Genomic DNA, 13,188 nt, shown 5'->3' on the forward strand with positions numbered 1-13,188 from the left:
GCGCTTGCTGCTTAACGGCCACGCGAGCGGCCGCGCGGCGCGCCGCCACTACGATTGGCGCCGCCCGCGTTGGCGTTGCCACCACCGGCGCGGTTGGCGTTACCGCCACGATTGCCGCCCGGCCCGCGGCTGCCACCGCCACTCCCCGGATTGCCACCAGGACCGCCAGCGCGCTTACCGCCGCCAGCCGCACGATTGCCACCGCCCGACGGCGCGCGATTGCCGTCGACGTCACCACCTCGGCCGCCACGCGGGCCAGGCGCGCCGCCGCCCATTGGGCCGCTGAAGCCACCGACGCTGCGGCCAGCGCCGCGATTGCCGTAGCCGCCACCGCTACCAAAACCACCGCCCGCACCGCCGCCGAAGCCACCACCCGCCGCACCGCGACGGCCTTGACCGCGCGGCTGCTGCTGATCGAAACGGCCATGCGACATCAGCACCGGTTCGCGGCTGATGAAGCCCATCGACGTTTGCATCGGATCCGGCTGCTTGCGCTCCGGCGCCTCTCTGCGGCCGCCCTTTTCTTCCGACGGCGCCTTCAGGCCCACCGATGCCATCAGCGCGCGCACCTGATTGTCTTCGAGTTCTTCCCAGCGACCGCGCTTCAGGCCCTTCGGCAGCGAAATCGGGCCATGACGCGTGCGGATCAGGCGGCTGACCATCAAGCCGGCTGCTTCGAACATACGGCGCACTTCACGGTTACGCCCTTCGGCGAGCGCGACGTGATACCAATGATTGGTACCTTCGCCGCCGCCATCGCGGATGCGCAGGAAGTTCGCCGGGCCGTCTTCCAGCTCGACGCCGTGCAACAGCTTCTGACGCATGCCTTCCGCCAACTCGCCGACCACGCGCACCGCATATTCACGCTCGACGCTGTAACGCGGATGCATGAAACGGTTGGCCAGATCGCCCGAGGTGGTCAGCATCAGCAGACCTTCGGTGTTGAAGTCGAGGCGGCCAACCGCGAGCCACTTGGCGGTCTTCATGGGCGGCAGCTTGTCGAACACCGACGGGCGGCCTTCCGGATCGGCGTGGCTGACGATTTCGCCGGTCGGCTTGTGATACAGCAGCACGCGCGGCGGCTTGCTGGCCAGCTTGCGCTTGACCGGCTTGCCGTTGATACGGACCTGGTCGGTCGGCATGATGCGTTGGCCGATGTGAGCTGGCTCACCGTTCACCGACACGCGGCCGGCGACGATCAGTTCTTCCATGTCGCGGCGCGAGCCCATGCCGGCCTCGGCCAGCACTTTGTGCAGCTTCGGCGCGTCGTCGTCCGCGGCGAGGACGCGTTTGGGCGCAGCCGGCTTGCCACGGCGCAGCATCGGCGCGCGCACGCCGCCGGTGGCGCTGTTGTCCGCGTCGAAGGCGGGCGAGGTGACGTACGAGAACAGGTCGTCCGGGCTCGCTTCGGTCGCGGCTGCCACCGGTGCTTCGCCGCCCCGGCGATTCTGACGCTGACCGCCTTCGCGCGGCTGACGCTCGCGAGGGCCGCCATCGCGCTGACCTTCGCGAGGTCCGCCCTCGCGGGGCGCCCCCTCACGTTGACCGCCCTCGCGCTTCGCGCCGCCCGCATTGCGGCGCGGGCCCTTGGCGCCTGCATCCTTGCGCGGCATGCGCACCTGCGCGACCACCTCGCCGTCCGGCGGCGCTTCGGTGACGACCGGCGCTCCTTGCGCGGGCGCGCCTTCGGCGCCCTTCGTCTTCGCGCCGGCGCGGCGCCGCGCGATCAGGCTGCGCGGTCCGCGACGCAGGCCGCGGCGCGGACGGTCTTCGCCGTCTGCTTCCGTGGTCTGCGCCGGGCGCTCGCCCTCGCCTGCCGACGCTTGCTTGGTGCGCGCTTCGTCGGCGCGTGCCGACGGCACGGCGCGCTCGGATTCGGACGAATCGGTGTCGTGGGTATGTGTCAAAACAACCTCAAAATGTCAGGTCGCGCACGCCCATTGCGGGCGTGGCAAAAAAGTTCGATTACGTCAGGCGCTGCGCGACTCGGGTTCGTCGTCGGTCAGAATGCCTGCGTCCTGCGCGGCATCGCGGCGATCCTCAGGATCGCCGCGATGCCGTGGTCGGGTTCGGCTCGGCGGCGCGCTCCGTATTGCGGAGTACGCCCAAGTCGTGCGCGGGTATTGCCGGATCGGCCTGGGAGACCGGATCGTGATTCAGTGCAGGCTCGGCAGCGCCGGCCTGCGGTTCAATGTTTGCCGCTTCGGCATGTTCTTGCCCATTCGGCGCTGCAGAAGCGTCCTGATGGGACTCAGGCGCCGGCGCGGCATCCGCCGGATCATGCCTTGCCTCGGCAAGTTCAACTGCCTCACCTGCTTCAGCACCTGCCTCGCCAAAGGCAGATTCCGACGGCCCTTCGAGCGGGTTCTCATCATCCGAAGCCAAAGCCTGTGCGGCCTCGACCTCGGAAAATTCGATCGCATGCTGACCGAGCAAATCCGCATTCAGCTGCGCCGACGGATCGGCGAGCGGCGGCAATTCGTCGAGCGCCTTCAAACCGAGGTCGTCGAGAAATTGCCGCGTGGTCGCATATAGCGCCGGACGGCCTGGCACATCACGATGGCCGATCACTTCGATCCAGCCGCGATCCTCGAGTTGCTTGACGACCTGCGTATTCACCGTGACGCCGCGAATCTCTTCGATATCGCCGCGCGTGACCGGTTGCCTGTACGCAATGATCGCGAGCGTCTCGAGTACCGCGCGCGAATATTTCGGCGGTTTCTCAGGATGCAAACGATCCAGGTACGACCGCATCGCGGGCTTGCTTTGAAATCGCCAGCCCGACGCCAGCCCGACCAGCTCCACACCGCGCCCAGACCAATCCTGCTTGAGGTCTTCGAGCAAATTCCGAACAGTGTCTGCCGACACGCCGTCGGCAAAGAGCTTGCGCAAATCGCCGAGCTTCAACGGCTCCTGCGCGCAGATCAAGGCAGTCTCGAGGACGATCTTCGCCTCTTGGGTATTCATGCAGCTAGGTCAGACCCTGTGGTCAAAGAACCGGATCAAACAGACGATGTGGAACTGAAGACGCGCTCGCCCGATTCTGATCGGTCATATTGATGGGAGCACGCACCGGGGGGAGGCGAAACAGGCAATCGAGCCAAACCCAGCCGGACGGAGCAGCGATGTTCCTGAAAGGAATCGCGTGACTGAGCGCCATATTACGCAAAAACAATCGGTGCGTAAAGACGAAATCCCCGGCGCATTTTTCAGCGCTGCCTCAAGTCACCCGCTAAAAAGGGAAAGCTGGCGGAAATGAACAGGAATCGGAGCGGAATGGGCCCGAAACCGCCTCATAAGCCGGGCCGCCGGCCCGCTCCGCTGCGGCTCAATGCGTACCGTGTTTCGCCAGAAACGTCTTCAGCCGCTCGACACCCGCGTCGAGCCGGGCCGTGTCGCAGGCATAGCACCAGCGCACGAAGCCCTCGCCTTGCTGGCCGAAGGCGCTGCCGGGCGCCACGCCCAAGCCCACTTCGCGCACCATGGCCTTGCATAGCTCGAGACTGCGCGACGCACCCGGCATCGAGAAAAACAGATACATCGCTCCGGGCGGCGCCTTCACGTCGACACCAGGCACGACGGACAGCGCATGCATCAGATGGTCTCGCGACGCCTTCAGGTCGAGCACCAGCTCCTGCGTGAAGCGCTCGCCCTGCTGGACGGCCGCGATGCCTGCCTGCTGGACGAAAGCCGGCGCGCACGACGTGTTGTATTCGACCAGCTTGCCCAGATCGTCCATCAGCGAGGCCGGCGCAACGAGCCAGCCGAGCCGCCAGCCGGTCATCAGCCACGCCTTGGAAAACGAATTTACGCAGATCACGCGCTCGTCGCGCGCGGCCAGATCGAGAAACGACGGCGCCGTGCGCGAATGGGCGCCGCGCGCAGCGGAATCGTCGCCCGCATAGTAAAGACGTTCATAGACTTCGTCGGCGACGATCCAGATGCCGTGGCGACGGCAATGCGCCAGCACGGCGCGCTGCTCGTCGCGGCTCATCACCCAGCCGGTCGGATTGTTCGGCGAGTTGATCAGCAGCATCTTCGTGTCTGGCGTCAACACCGCCAGCAACTGCTCGATATCGAGTTGCCAGCCGCGTTCGCCGTAGCCCAGCGCGACGGTTTCCACATGCGCACCTAGAATCTTGGGAATCTCGACCAGATTCGGCCACAGCGGCGTGACCGCGACGACGCGGTCGCCCGCGCCCACGATTAGCTGCGCAGCCAGCATTAACGCGTTGACACCGGCGCTCGTCACCGCGATGTGCTCAGGCGACGTGCTCCCGTGCAACTCGCTGACATAGCCCGCGAGCGCCTCGCGCAGCGGCGCAATGCCCAGGTTATGCGTATAGAAGGTAGCGCCGGCGGCCAACGCAGCGCTGGCGGCGTCGCGGATGAAGGCCGGGGTCACCCGGTCGGACTCGCCAAACCAGAACGGCAGCACGTCTGCGACGCCGAAACCCGCGTTCGCGACTTCGCGAATCTGCGAAGGACGTAGTGCGCGCACGGCATCGCGCGCATTGGGGACGGAGGACACAGGCAGATCCGATTCGCTCATCGAGGCTTCCAGACGGTGATGGACGGGTAATGAGTCAAGGCTGACGCCCGGCAGAGCCGACAGTTTAGCGCGGCACCTGTTTTTAGAACGGCGAAGTCACCGGGTGACGACGCGCGGCCGGGTCATCAGCCCAGATCCTCCGCCCGCGCCGGCAATTGACGAATCAGGCTCCACACCGCCTCCGCCGCCGGCGACAGCGAGCGGTCGCGCCGCCGCACCAGTTCGACCGTGCGCTCGGCGCGCGGCACGAGTGGCCGCGCCACCAGCGAGGCGCCCGCCGGCAGCGGCAGCGCCAGCCACGGCAACACGCTCACGCCGACACCCGCTTCGACCAGCCCAAAAACGGTCGCGGAATGCCCCAACTCCTGCACCACGGTGGCGCTCACGCCGTACTCCTGCATCACGGCGTCGATGATCGGCCGGCTGCCTGACGCGTAATCGAGCATGACGAGCTGATGACCTTGCAGGTCGGTCCATGCCACCCGCTCCTGCGCCGCCAAGGGGTGGTCGTCGCGCGAAACGACGCAAAACGAGTCCGTCATGAGCGATTCGCAAAGCAGGTCGTCGGCGGAAAACGGGCCGATAATCACGCCGAAATCGACTTCGCCCGACTTCACCTTGCGCACCACGTCGCTTTGCACATCGTCGCGCAGACCCAACACGATGTAGGGGAACTGGCGTCCGCACGACGCCACTACGCCAGGCATCAACCGGCAGGCGACTGTCGGGCTCGCGGCCACCACCACGCGTCCGCGGCGCTGCTCGCCGATTTCGCGGATCTCGCGCAGCGCGTCGTCCAGATCCGTCAGCAGGCGTGACACGCTCGATACCAGGTTGCCGCCGACGTCCGTGAGTTGCACCTCGCGCGTGGTGCGGTCGATCAACTTCAGACCGATCTCCCCCTCCAGTTCGCGCACACAGCGGCTGACCGCGGATTGCGTCAGACCGATCTCATCGCCGGCCCGGCTGAAGCTCTGCAAACGGGCGACCTCAATGAAAACCCTTAGCTGACGCAGCGTCACATTCATTCACAGACCTCATCAATAACCTCGTTTGATGCGTATTGTACGGCGAAATGCGCACCACAGTCGTATTGAACGGCCTCGCTGCAATGCAGCAATAAGGCGCAAACGCACGCTGGCCGGGCCTGATTGCACAAGATTGGTGATTGTCCCGATTTGCGAGACGGGTTTTTTGGATTCTTATACGCCCCTAGCTAGCGCCCGCGCTGGCCCGCTGTCACGGGACTTTCAGGTGTTGGACTCGACTTGGCACACTTCCTGCATTTACATGCACACAGGGTCGGCGCCATGACTTCTGACTGACATGAAACCGTGGCAAGCCCGACCCCCTTGGCACTCGCCTATCGAGTGCATGGAGAGTGCGCGGCGCGGGGCAGCGCACCGGAGTTAGCTTCGCTGAGGTGAAACATGATGCTGTTCGACGATTTGAGAGACAACGAGTGGGCGCTGGTCGAGGCGTTGTTCTGTGCGGAACCTGCACGGAGCGAACGGCGCGGTCGGCCACGCGTGGAAGCACGCGCGGTTGTCAACGCTGTGCTTTGGGTGCTGTCGACGGGCGAAGGCTGGTCCAAACTGCCGGGCCGCTATCCGTCGCCGCCGACTTGCCGCCGTCGCTTCGACGAATGGCAAGCCGATGGTACGCTCGCCGAAATAGTTAAGCGACTCGGCACGAGCGGCCGTGAAATTTCGCTGCGCGGCCGCATTGGCGCGACCGCGGCGAAACCGCCGGCACCGCCGAGCCGCGACCGCCTGCGTGGCGCATTCTGGACCAATCCGGAATCGTGGCGCGCGCCGATCAAGATGGCCTGACGCGAATTTTGCCTCCGGGCGCCTGCGGGCGCCAGGCAGTATCTGGGCCGCCGTGCGCCATAGGTGGGCGCCCGCCCGGCCTGCAATGGGCACCGCTCCTCGGCGCGCCCAGCGCAGTCGTCTCTCCCCGCTTCGCCGACTTCACTGCCGAGTCGCTTCAGACGCCTGAAGCGGCTCGATGGGCGCCGGCGAAACATCCATTTACTATTGCTTACAGCGTGCTTTCGTTACTCGGCATACCTTATATGTATGCAAACAGGCCTTGAGTCGATCGGCTTGACGGGAGCTCACATGAAACCAATGTCACTGCTTCTGTGCGGCATTGTCGTTTCATCAATGGCCGCACCGGCGCTCGCACAGCAGCGCCCACAAGGCGGGAACTGGCGTCCGGACCACACGGTCACGATGCAAGCCTGGCAGCAAAGCAATCCACGCAGCCGCGACTTCACGCCGCCGGCGCCGCGTGGCGACCTGCGCGGCGATATCGCGAGCAATGTACGCACGCGCCAGGAACCGCCGCGCGAAGATCCCGCGCGCCGCCGCTAGATATGCGCTAACACGCGCGAGTGCTAGCGCATACCTAGCGGCGGCGTGCTTCAGATGATCGCGTGTATCGGAGACCGCTCCTGTTGTCCGCTAGCGCTAGCGTTCACCATAACCGCGAAACAAACCGCTGCATGGCGAATTGAACGATCGGGGGAACCACCCGGCGCAACGTCAGTCTGATTAAACGCCATTAGCACAGCGTGGCAGTAGTAATTCCGGTACGCCCGTATCCTTGCGATACGGGCTTTTTTTTGCATCAACGGGCGGCCGATGCGCACTGCCCCGAGGCGCATAAGCCGAGCAATAAGCGGAGCAATAAAATCACCGCCAGCCGCGTAAAGCGGCCGGAAAAATAGCGCCAGCTGCCCGCCGTCCTAAGGCCGGGCTTCGAGAGCGGCCGCGGGGCGCGCTTCGGCTGTCGCAACGACGTAGTCGTTCATTCGCTGTGCGGTCCAGCTCAGCTGGCGTTCGTCGTGCGCGAGTCTCGCAAACTCGGCCCTGCCGCGCTCGGTGAGCACGGCGATATCGACAGGCGCGTGAAAACCCGGAGCCGGAGCGACAGTTCGCTGCCGAACAGTGTCCATCAGGCCTAACGCGCGAAGATATTGGAATACACTCGGCCGTCTGGCCCATGGGACCTGGCGATATTGCGCCCGCCGCAGCGCTTCAAGTACCGCTTCGTTGGAATACGTGGTCATCTCACTTCTTTCTTAAAGTGCAGCTATGACACATCAATGCCCAACGCATCACCGCGCCACCAGTGACGCGCATGGCACCCGCCCTTGGCTGGTAGCAGGCGGCGTGCCACGCCGCCGAATTCCGCCAGGTGCTGCCTCGTCTCGTTTTCGGAACCCCCGTCTGAACGGCATGTTAGCGTTCTCTCTACAGGCCGGCGATGCAACCGCTGCGGCGCGATAGCAGGCCCATAGATTCATCCCGAAAGTCATACGTTACCCCATTTAAATTGATTCTATTCACTTTATTAGCGCTTTTTTTTGCAGCAATCGTGCTATGGAAACGCGCTCGCCGGCCTCTCGCCATTGTCACGATCGCCCTGTTCTGGCTGCTCGCCGCCGGCTGGCTGACTGCTCCATTGCTGGAATTGGCGCAGCCGTATCGGCAGACCGACACGCCTGCCAGCTTCGCGCCGCGCACCGCGATCATCTTGCTCGGCGGCGGCACCATCTACGACGCCAACGACGTCCTCGTGCCGCCGCCCGACGTGCTCGCGCGCATCGCAGTGAGCGCCGAGAACTATGCAGCCTGCAAGCGTACGGCAGCCACGTGTCAGGTGATCGTGAGCGGCGGCAATCCGCAGCGGCGTGCCGCCACCGAAGCGGATACCTATTTGCCTTACCTGCTGCGCAAACAGGTACCGCGTACGGACATCGTGCTGGAAAACAGCAGCCGCACGACTTACGAAAACGCGCGCAACGTCTCGGCTATTCTCGAACGGTCACGTTACGATTCCCTGATCCTCGTCACTTCCGCGTATCAGATGCCGCGCGCCTTGCTCGACTTCCATTGTTTCGGCCTCTCGCCACAGCCGTTGATCTCGAACGCGCGGCGCGCACGTCTCGGTGTACTACCGCATTATGACAATCTGGCGAGTGCGGAGATTGCGCTACACGAACTGATTGGAATCGCGCAATTTCATGTCTATCGTGCAATCGGATGGTTCTGAATCTCACACGCCGTGACGAATCAATTTATTTAGAGATACGAATATTCTTTCTATCGACAACGCACTATCGGCTCGACGCGAGATCGTTATCGACAACGACTGTGGATTGAACGTAACAAGATGTAACTAATTGTCATTGCAGTTACAAAACGTCCGCTGGGGCGGATATTGCTGGCTAGAATGCATTGTCTTTCCTGTTGGACAGGCACATATTCGGGTCCATAACCACTCTGCGGAGGTAACAATGAAGAAAGTGTCCCTGGCGATCCTGGTTTCCCTCGGTGCCGTAACGGGCGCGGCCTATGCGCAGGACAGCGGCGTCATGATGAGCACCGATCCGGCTAAGGCCGCCGACGTCGAGCAACGCGCGCAAGATTTGCAAAACCGCCAGCAAGCAATGGAAAGCGCACCGGCTATGCCGGAAAAACATCACAAGATGGCGCCGCATCACAAGAAGGCCGCCAAACCGATGGCCGCCAGTTCGTAAGCGCAACTGACAGCATCACCCGTTGTCTCGCCGCGAAGGTGAAAAGCCGAAGCTGGCACCGCCGGTTTCGGCTTTTTTGTTGTCTAATGAACTTGCTGCAGGCCCGCTGCGCACCGCTGACGTTATGCTAAAGTCGCGCACCGGCCGGCGCCCAGCCGGCATCCCCCTAACCTGTGCGCACCTTGGTGCGGAGGACAGCATGAGCAACATTCAGCTAGATATCGAATGGACTGAAGCAGCATCTCGCAAAATCGAAAAACTGATGCCGCGCGGCGGTCAGGAAGCGTTCCTCGCGCTGCCGCCCGTCGAATGCCTGCCGATGGAAGGCGACGTGCTGTTTCTTGGCCCGGACGGCAAGCAGCAACCGTTCATCGTCGCGGAGCGCCAGTATCACCACGATGGCGATGCCGACTGGACCATCATCCTGATCCTCGACGTCCCGCAGGCCACGCACTAAAGATAAACGGCGAGCGCCGCACAGGCCGGATCCGGCCTGTGCGGCGCTCGCCGCTGTTCGCCCCCCGCTGTTCGCCCCTCGCTATTCCCCCTCGCTGTTCGCTCCCGTTGTTCACCCCTTAAGCGCCTACGCGATCTTCGACACGACCCGGATTTCCGCGTGTTCGACCCAATCCGCCACCGTTTCCATATAAGCCGCAATGTGCGCGGATCGGGCATGCGCGGCCAGCGCTTCCTGACTTTCCCAACGCTCGACAAACACGAACCGGCGCGGCTCCTGCACGTCACGATGCAGATCGTATTGAAGCGCACCTTGCTCTTTGCGCGTCGGGCCCACGATGCCTTCAAGCGCTTCGCGTACTTGCTCTTCATAGCCCGGCTTTGCCACCGAGATTGCGACCACCGCGATTTCCGCCATGCCTGCCGTCCGTTTTTTTCACGAAAAGCAGCAGCATACGCGCCCCCCGCCAAACCTGCAGGCGGCCACGCGCGGCGGGCAATCGCGGCGGGCAAGCGAGCGTGGCGGCTGGCTTACCCTGATGCAAAGCCTTTCGCGTGCGAGAAACGTCTGTGCACCGTCCTTGCCTGGAGTTTGGCGGGTGGCCACTCACCGCCCTGCTACCCTCGGCTTCATATGCGCGATTGATTGCGTTCGAAATGATCGATCCTGCGCGCCGCAAACGGGTGCGAAGCTCACGCGAAACACCCGCGACGCCCAGGCCGGCTACCGCGCTACGGCCGGTTTGCCGGGCAATCGGCCACGTCCCGCGTCTGTGATAGCCCGCACATTCATGCAAAGTGCAAACTGCTAGACTGGTTTTGACTAATCCCGCCGGAGTCCAGCATGGCTGGCATTGCTCTCCGCGTTCCCAGGTTGTACCTACCTTACCCTGCCGACGCCCGGGCTGTGCATCCGTTGCGCGCTGAATCGGTTCGCGCGCCCCGTCACCCGCTTGCCGCGATGGCACTATGTCCGCTCTCATGCCCGCCTTTATGCCAACCGTCAGCGAATTGACCCTGAGCGGCCTGCTCCCACATCTGGTCCGGGACAAGTCCGGCTGGACCGCGACATGGCGCGCGCTGACCTTGCACAGCGTGTTCCAGCCGGTGCTGTCCGTCACGTATCAGCGTGTGGTCGGCTATGAGGGCCTGCTGCGCGCGTTCGATCCGGTCGGCTTGCCGGTGTCGCCGGAAGTGCTTTTCTCCGGCACACGCTCGGCCGCCGACGCACGCGAACTCGACCGCATCGCGCGCTGCCTGCATGTGGCGAATTTCATGGAACAAGGCATCAGTACCGGGTGGCTGTTTCTGAATACGCGTCCGCAGGTGTTCGAAACCGGCTGGCCGCAGCGCACCTTCATCGATGAGCTCTCGGCGCACTTCGGCCTGCCGCAGGAGCGCATTGTCATCGAAGTACTCGAACAACCTGCCGACGATGAATCCGCCGTCGCCAGCATGCTCGCGGCGTCACAGCCACGCGATTTCCTGATTGCGATCGACGACTTCGGCACCGGGTTTTCGAACTTCGACCGTGTGTGGCGCTTTCGTCCCGACATCGTGAAACTCGACCGCTCGCTGGTCGCCCGTGCGGGCAAGCGTGAAGGCGACGACTCGATGATCAGCCATCTGATTGCGATGCTCCATCAGTCCGGTACGCTGGTGCTGGCCGAAGGCGTCGAAACCGACGAAGAGTTGATGATTCTGATGCAGGCCGACGTCGATTTCGTGCAGGGCTTCTGGCTCGGCCAGCCGCAGAGTTCGGTGCAGGCTGCGTGCGCCAGGGTACCGGCGCTGATCGGGTCGATGTGGAGCAAATTCGCCGCTTTTGAACTCGACCATGCCGGCCACCAGCGGCTTGGCTTCGAAGGGTTCGCCGAAGCCGTGCTCGCCGCCGCGGACGCCTTCAAAGCCACCGGCGATCTACGGCAGGCGGCACAAAAAGTGTGGCATCTGCGCGAAGCGCGCCGGGTGTTCATCACCGACGGTCAAGGCGAACAGACGCAAGCGTCGATTACGGCCACCTCGGTGCCTCCCCCTCCGCTGCGGCTCGCGCCGCTCTACACCGATACGCACTGCAACTGGTCGCGGCGGGCGTATTTCAAGCATGCGCTCGCCGCGCCGGGGCGCGTCGCCATGATGGGGCCGCACTATTCGCTCGCGGATGGCCAGGACTGCTATACCGCGGCAATCGCATTCGACCGTGATGGCACGCATGTGCTTTGCGTCGACTTTGTGCCGGCGACGGCGCCGGCCGATACGCGTTCTGGCGAACGCGGCGGCAAACGCTGAGCCTGACCGGGTCAGCCGCCTTTAGTCCCTTTAGCCCCTTTAGTCCCTTTAGTCCCTTCAATCCTCTACCCGCCCGCGGCCGGACTTGATCTCGCTGCGCCGGGTCTTGCTGTCGAGGCGGCGCCGATTCGAGGCGCGCGTCGGCCGGGTCGCGACGCGCGGCTTCTTCGTCACGCTGACGCTTTCGATCAGTTCATCGAGCCGCGCCAGCGCCGCCGCACGGTTCATTTCCTGAGTGCGATGCTCCTGCGCCTTGATGATCACCACCCCGTCGCGCGTGAGCCTATGATCGGACAGCGCGAGCAGGCGCATCTTCAGCACCTCCGGCAACGACGACGCCTGCACGTCAAAACGCAGATGGATGGCACTTGAGACCTTATTGACGTTCTGACCGCCCGCTCCTTGCGCGCGCACTGCGGTCAATTCGATTTCGTTGGGCGGGATTGGATAGCGGGATGTCATGACTGGATTGAGCTAGGAGACACAAGTGTACACAGGGCGTAGCCGATTACCGACTACGGACTATCGGGCGCGCCCGTCGATGCGAAAAACTATTTGCCTCGGCCCAGCCGGTTCACCGATACTGCAGTTTTCGCTTACAGCGTAAATTAATATGAAGCTCCGTCCGGGTCTTGTGCTGGAACTGGCCGTCAACTTTCTGCTGCCGTGGCTGGCTTACCGCCTTGCGCTGCCGCACCTGGGCGAAACCGGCGCGCTGATAGCCTCCGCTGTACCGCCGATCGCCTGGAGCCTGATCGAACTGGTTCGCTTTCGACGCGTCGACGCGCTCAGCGTGATGGTCGTGGCAGGCATCGTGCTGTCGGTCGCGGCAATGGCGCTGGGCGGCAGTCCCCGCATGCTGTTGCTGCGCGAGTCGCTGGTGTCCGGCGCGGTGGGCGTTGTGTTTCTGCTGTCGTTGCCGATGCGCCGCCCGCTGATCTTCTATCTCGCACGCGCCACCGTCGCCCGTGAGATGGAAGGCGGCGCCGCGCGCTTCGAAACGTTGTGGCGCGAGCGGCCGGCTCTCGTCAGTGCAATGCGGTTCATGACGCTGGTATGGGGCGTCGGCCTGACCGGTGAAACGGCGCTGCGCGCATGGATGGCGCTCACCTGGCCGATCGAGCGCTTTCTGGTGGTCTCGCCGTTCATCGGCTATGGCATTTACGGCGCCTTGGCGCTATGGACGCTGTGGTACCGCAAGACCATGCGCAGCCGGGTCGAGGTGCGCGTGCAACCGGGCGGGATCGCGAGCTGAGGGGGCTTGGCTGCTTGGCTGCTTGGCTGCTTGGCTGCTTGGCTGCTTGGCTGCCCGGTTGCCCGGTTGCCCGGTTGCCCGGTTGCC

12 protein-coding genes and 2 pseudogenes are annotated in these 13,188 nt (G+C 63.9%); 7 read left to right on the forward strand and 7 right to left on the reverse strand.

Features of this window, described 5'->3' with window-relative positions:
- Positions 1 to 11 precede the first annotated feature (11 nt).
- The 4 genes and pseudogenes from rluB to P3T22_RS13705 all read right to left on the reverse strand — a co-directional run bounded on the left by rluB (position 12) and on the right by P3T22_RS13705 (position 5,580).
- Entirely contained in the window at positions 12 to 1,907 is a 1,896-nt protein-coding gene (gene rluB, locus P3T22_RS13690; protein WP_063495749.1) for a 23S rRNA pseudouridine(2605) synthase RluB, read from the reverse strand.
- A gap of 63 nt (positions 1,908 to 1,970) precedes the next feature.
- A pseudogene (gene scpB / locus P3T22_RS13695) lies at positions 1,971 to 2,967 on the reverse strand (SMC-Scp complex subunit ScpB).
- A 361-nt stretch (positions 2,968 to 3,328) separates the two neighbouring features.
- Positions 3,329 to 4,552 carry a pyridoxal phosphate-dependent aminotransferase gene (locus tag P3T22_RS13700; protein ID WP_429325233.1) on the reverse strand — a complete coding sequence of 408 codons (1,224 nt, stop codon included), beginning with the start codon at positions 4,550 to 4,552 and terminating at the stop codon, positions 3,329 to 3,331.
- A gap of 125 nt (positions 4,553 to 4,677) precedes the next feature.
- Positions 4,678 to 5,580 (reverse strand): LysR substrate-binding domain-containing protein, encoded by a 903-nt coding sequence (locus tag P3T22_RS13705; RefSeq protein WP_429325234.1) that lies wholly within the window; start codon positions 5,578 to 5,580, stop codon positions 4,678 to 4,680.
- Positions 5,581 to 5,985: 405 nt separating this feature from the next.
- Here P3T22_RS13705 and P3T22_RS13710 point away from each other — a divergent pair.
- Both P3T22_RS13710 and P3T22_RS13715 read left to right on the forward strand, forming a co-directional pair.
- Positions 5,986 to 6,381 (forward strand): annotated as a pseudogene (locus P3T22_RS13710) (transposase); the annotation flags it as partial.
- A 294-nt stretch (positions 6,382 to 6,675) separates the two neighbouring features.
- Positions 6,676 to 6,930: a hypothetical protein gene (locus P3T22_RS13715; protein ID WP_063495744.1), complete on the forward strand. Its 255-nt coding sequence runs from the start codon at positions 6,676 to 6,678 to the stop codon at positions 6,928 to 6,930.
- A 374-nt stretch (positions 6,931 to 7,304) separates the two neighbouring features.
- On the opposite strand, the gene P3T22_RS13720 is transcribed toward P3T22_RS13715, so the two are convergent.
- Positions 7,305 to 7,628, reverse strand: coding sequence for a hypothetical protein (locus tag P3T22_RS13720; protein WP_063495743.1), 324 nt, complete (start codon positions 7,626 to 7,628; stop codon positions 7,305 to 7,307).
- 266 nt (positions 7,629 to 7,894) lie between these two features.
- On the opposite strand from P3T22_RS13720, the gene P3T22_RS13725 reads away from it, so the two are divergent.
- The 3 genes from P3T22_RS13725 (at position 7,895) to P3T22_RS13735 (ending at position 9,558) form a co-directional block, all read left to right on the forward strand.
- Positions 7,895 to 8,614, forward strand: a complete 720-nt coding sequence (locus P3T22_RS13725; protein ID WP_429325235.1) for a YdcF family protein — start codon at positions 7,895 to 7,897, stop codon at positions 8,612 to 8,614.
- 244 nt (positions 8,615 to 8,858) lie between these two features.
- Positions 8,859 to 9,101, forward strand: coding sequence for a hypothetical protein (locus P3T22_RS13730; RefSeq protein WP_063495742.1), 243 nt, complete (start codon positions 8,859 to 8,861; stop codon positions 9,099 to 9,101).
- 199 nt (positions 9,102 to 9,300) lie between these two features.
- The gene (locus tag P3T22_RS13735; protein WP_007182306.1) at positions 9,301 to 9,558 is read left to right on the forward strand and encodes a hypothetical protein; all 258 of its coding nucleotides are present in this window, start codon (positions 9,301 to 9,303) and stop codon (positions 9,556 to 9,558) included.
- 126 nt (positions 9,559 to 9,684) lie between these two features.
- On the opposite strand, the gene P3T22_RS13740 is transcribed toward P3T22_RS13735, so the two are convergent.
- Positions 9,685 to 9,975, reverse strand: a complete 291-nt coding sequence (locus P3T22_RS13740) for a putative quinol monooxygenase (RefSeq protein ID WP_063495741.1) — start codon at positions 9,973 to 9,975, stop codon at positions 9,685 to 9,687.
- Positions 9,976 to 10,526: 551 nt separating this feature from the next.
- Here P3T22_RS13740 and P3T22_RS13745 point away from each other — a divergent pair.
- On the forward strand, positions 10,527 to 11,846 hold the full coding sequence (locus tag P3T22_RS13745; RefSeq protein ID WP_236720923.1) for an EAL domain-containing protein: 1,320 nt from the start codon (positions 10,527 to 10,529) through the stop codon (positions 11,844 to 11,846).
- Positions 11,847 to 11,903: 57 nt separating this feature from the next.
- Here P3T22_RS13745 and arfB read toward each other — a convergent pair whose 3' ends face one another.
- Complete coding sequence (arfB, locus tag P3T22_RS13750; protein ID WP_063495739.1) at positions 11,904 to 12,308, reverse strand: alternative ribosome rescue aminoacyl-tRNA hydrolase ArfB; 405 nt, start codon at positions 12,306 to 12,308, stop codon at positions 11,904 to 11,906.
- A gap of 151 nt (positions 12,309 to 12,459) precedes the next feature.
- On the opposite strand from arfB, the gene P3T22_RS13755 reads away from it, so the two are divergent.
- A complete protein-coding gene (locus P3T22_RS13755) occupies positions 12,460 to 13,101 on the forward strand; it encodes a VC0807 family protein (RefSeq protein ID WP_429325236.1) in 642 nt (213 codons plus the stop codon).
- Positions 13,102 to 13,188: the final 87 nt, after the last annotated feature.

It is taken from the genome of Paraburkholderia sp. GAS348 (assembly GCF_050434205.1).
GTDB lineage: Bacteria > Pseudomonadota > Gammaproteobacteria > Burkholderiales > Burkholderiaceae > Paraburkholderia.

Excerpts from the sequence above, each read along its gene's own strand:
- P3T22_RS13700 (WP_429325233.1), bottom strand. The coding sequence starts at position 4,552 with ATGAGCGAATCGGATCTGCCTGTGTCCTCCGTCCCCAATGCGCGCGAT.
- P3T22_RS13715 (WP_063495744.1), top strand. The coding sequence starts at position 6,676 with ATGAAACCAATGTCACTGCTTCTGTGCGGCATTGTCGTTTCATCAATG.
- P3T22_RS13735 (WP_007182306.1), top strand. The coding sequence starts at position 9,301 with ATGAGCAACATTCAGCTAGATATCGAATGGACTGAAGCAGCATCTCGC.
- arfB (WP_063495739.1), bottom strand. The coding sequence starts at position 12,308 with ATGACATCCCGCTATCCAATCCCGCCCAACGAAATCGAATTGACCGCA.
- P3T22_RS13705 (WP_429325234.1), bottom strand. The coding sequence starts at position 5,580 with ATGAATGTGACGCTGCGTCAGCTAAGGGTTTTCATTGAGGTCGCCCGT.
- P3T22_RS13740 (WP_063495741.1), bottom strand. The coding sequence starts at position 9,975 with ATGGCGGAAATCGCGGTGGTCGCAATCTCGGTGGCAAAGCCGGGCTAT.
- P3T22_RS13730 (WP_063495742.1), top strand. The coding sequence starts at position 8,859 with ATGAAGAAAGTGTCCCTGGCGATCCTGGTTTCCCTCGGTGCCGTAACG.
- P3T22_RS13720 (WP_063495743.1), bottom strand. The coding sequence starts at position 7,628 with ATGACCACGTATTCCAACGAAGCGGTACTTGAAGCGCTGCGGCGGGCG.
- P3T22_RS13745 (WP_236720923.1), top strand. The coding sequence starts at position 10,527 with ATGTCCGCTCTCATGCCCGCCTTTATGCCAACCGTCAGCGAATTGACC.
- P3T22_RS13755 (WP_429325236.1), top strand. The coding sequence starts at position 12,460 with ATGAAGCTCCGTCCGGGTCTTGTGCTGGAACTGGCCGTCAACTTTCTG.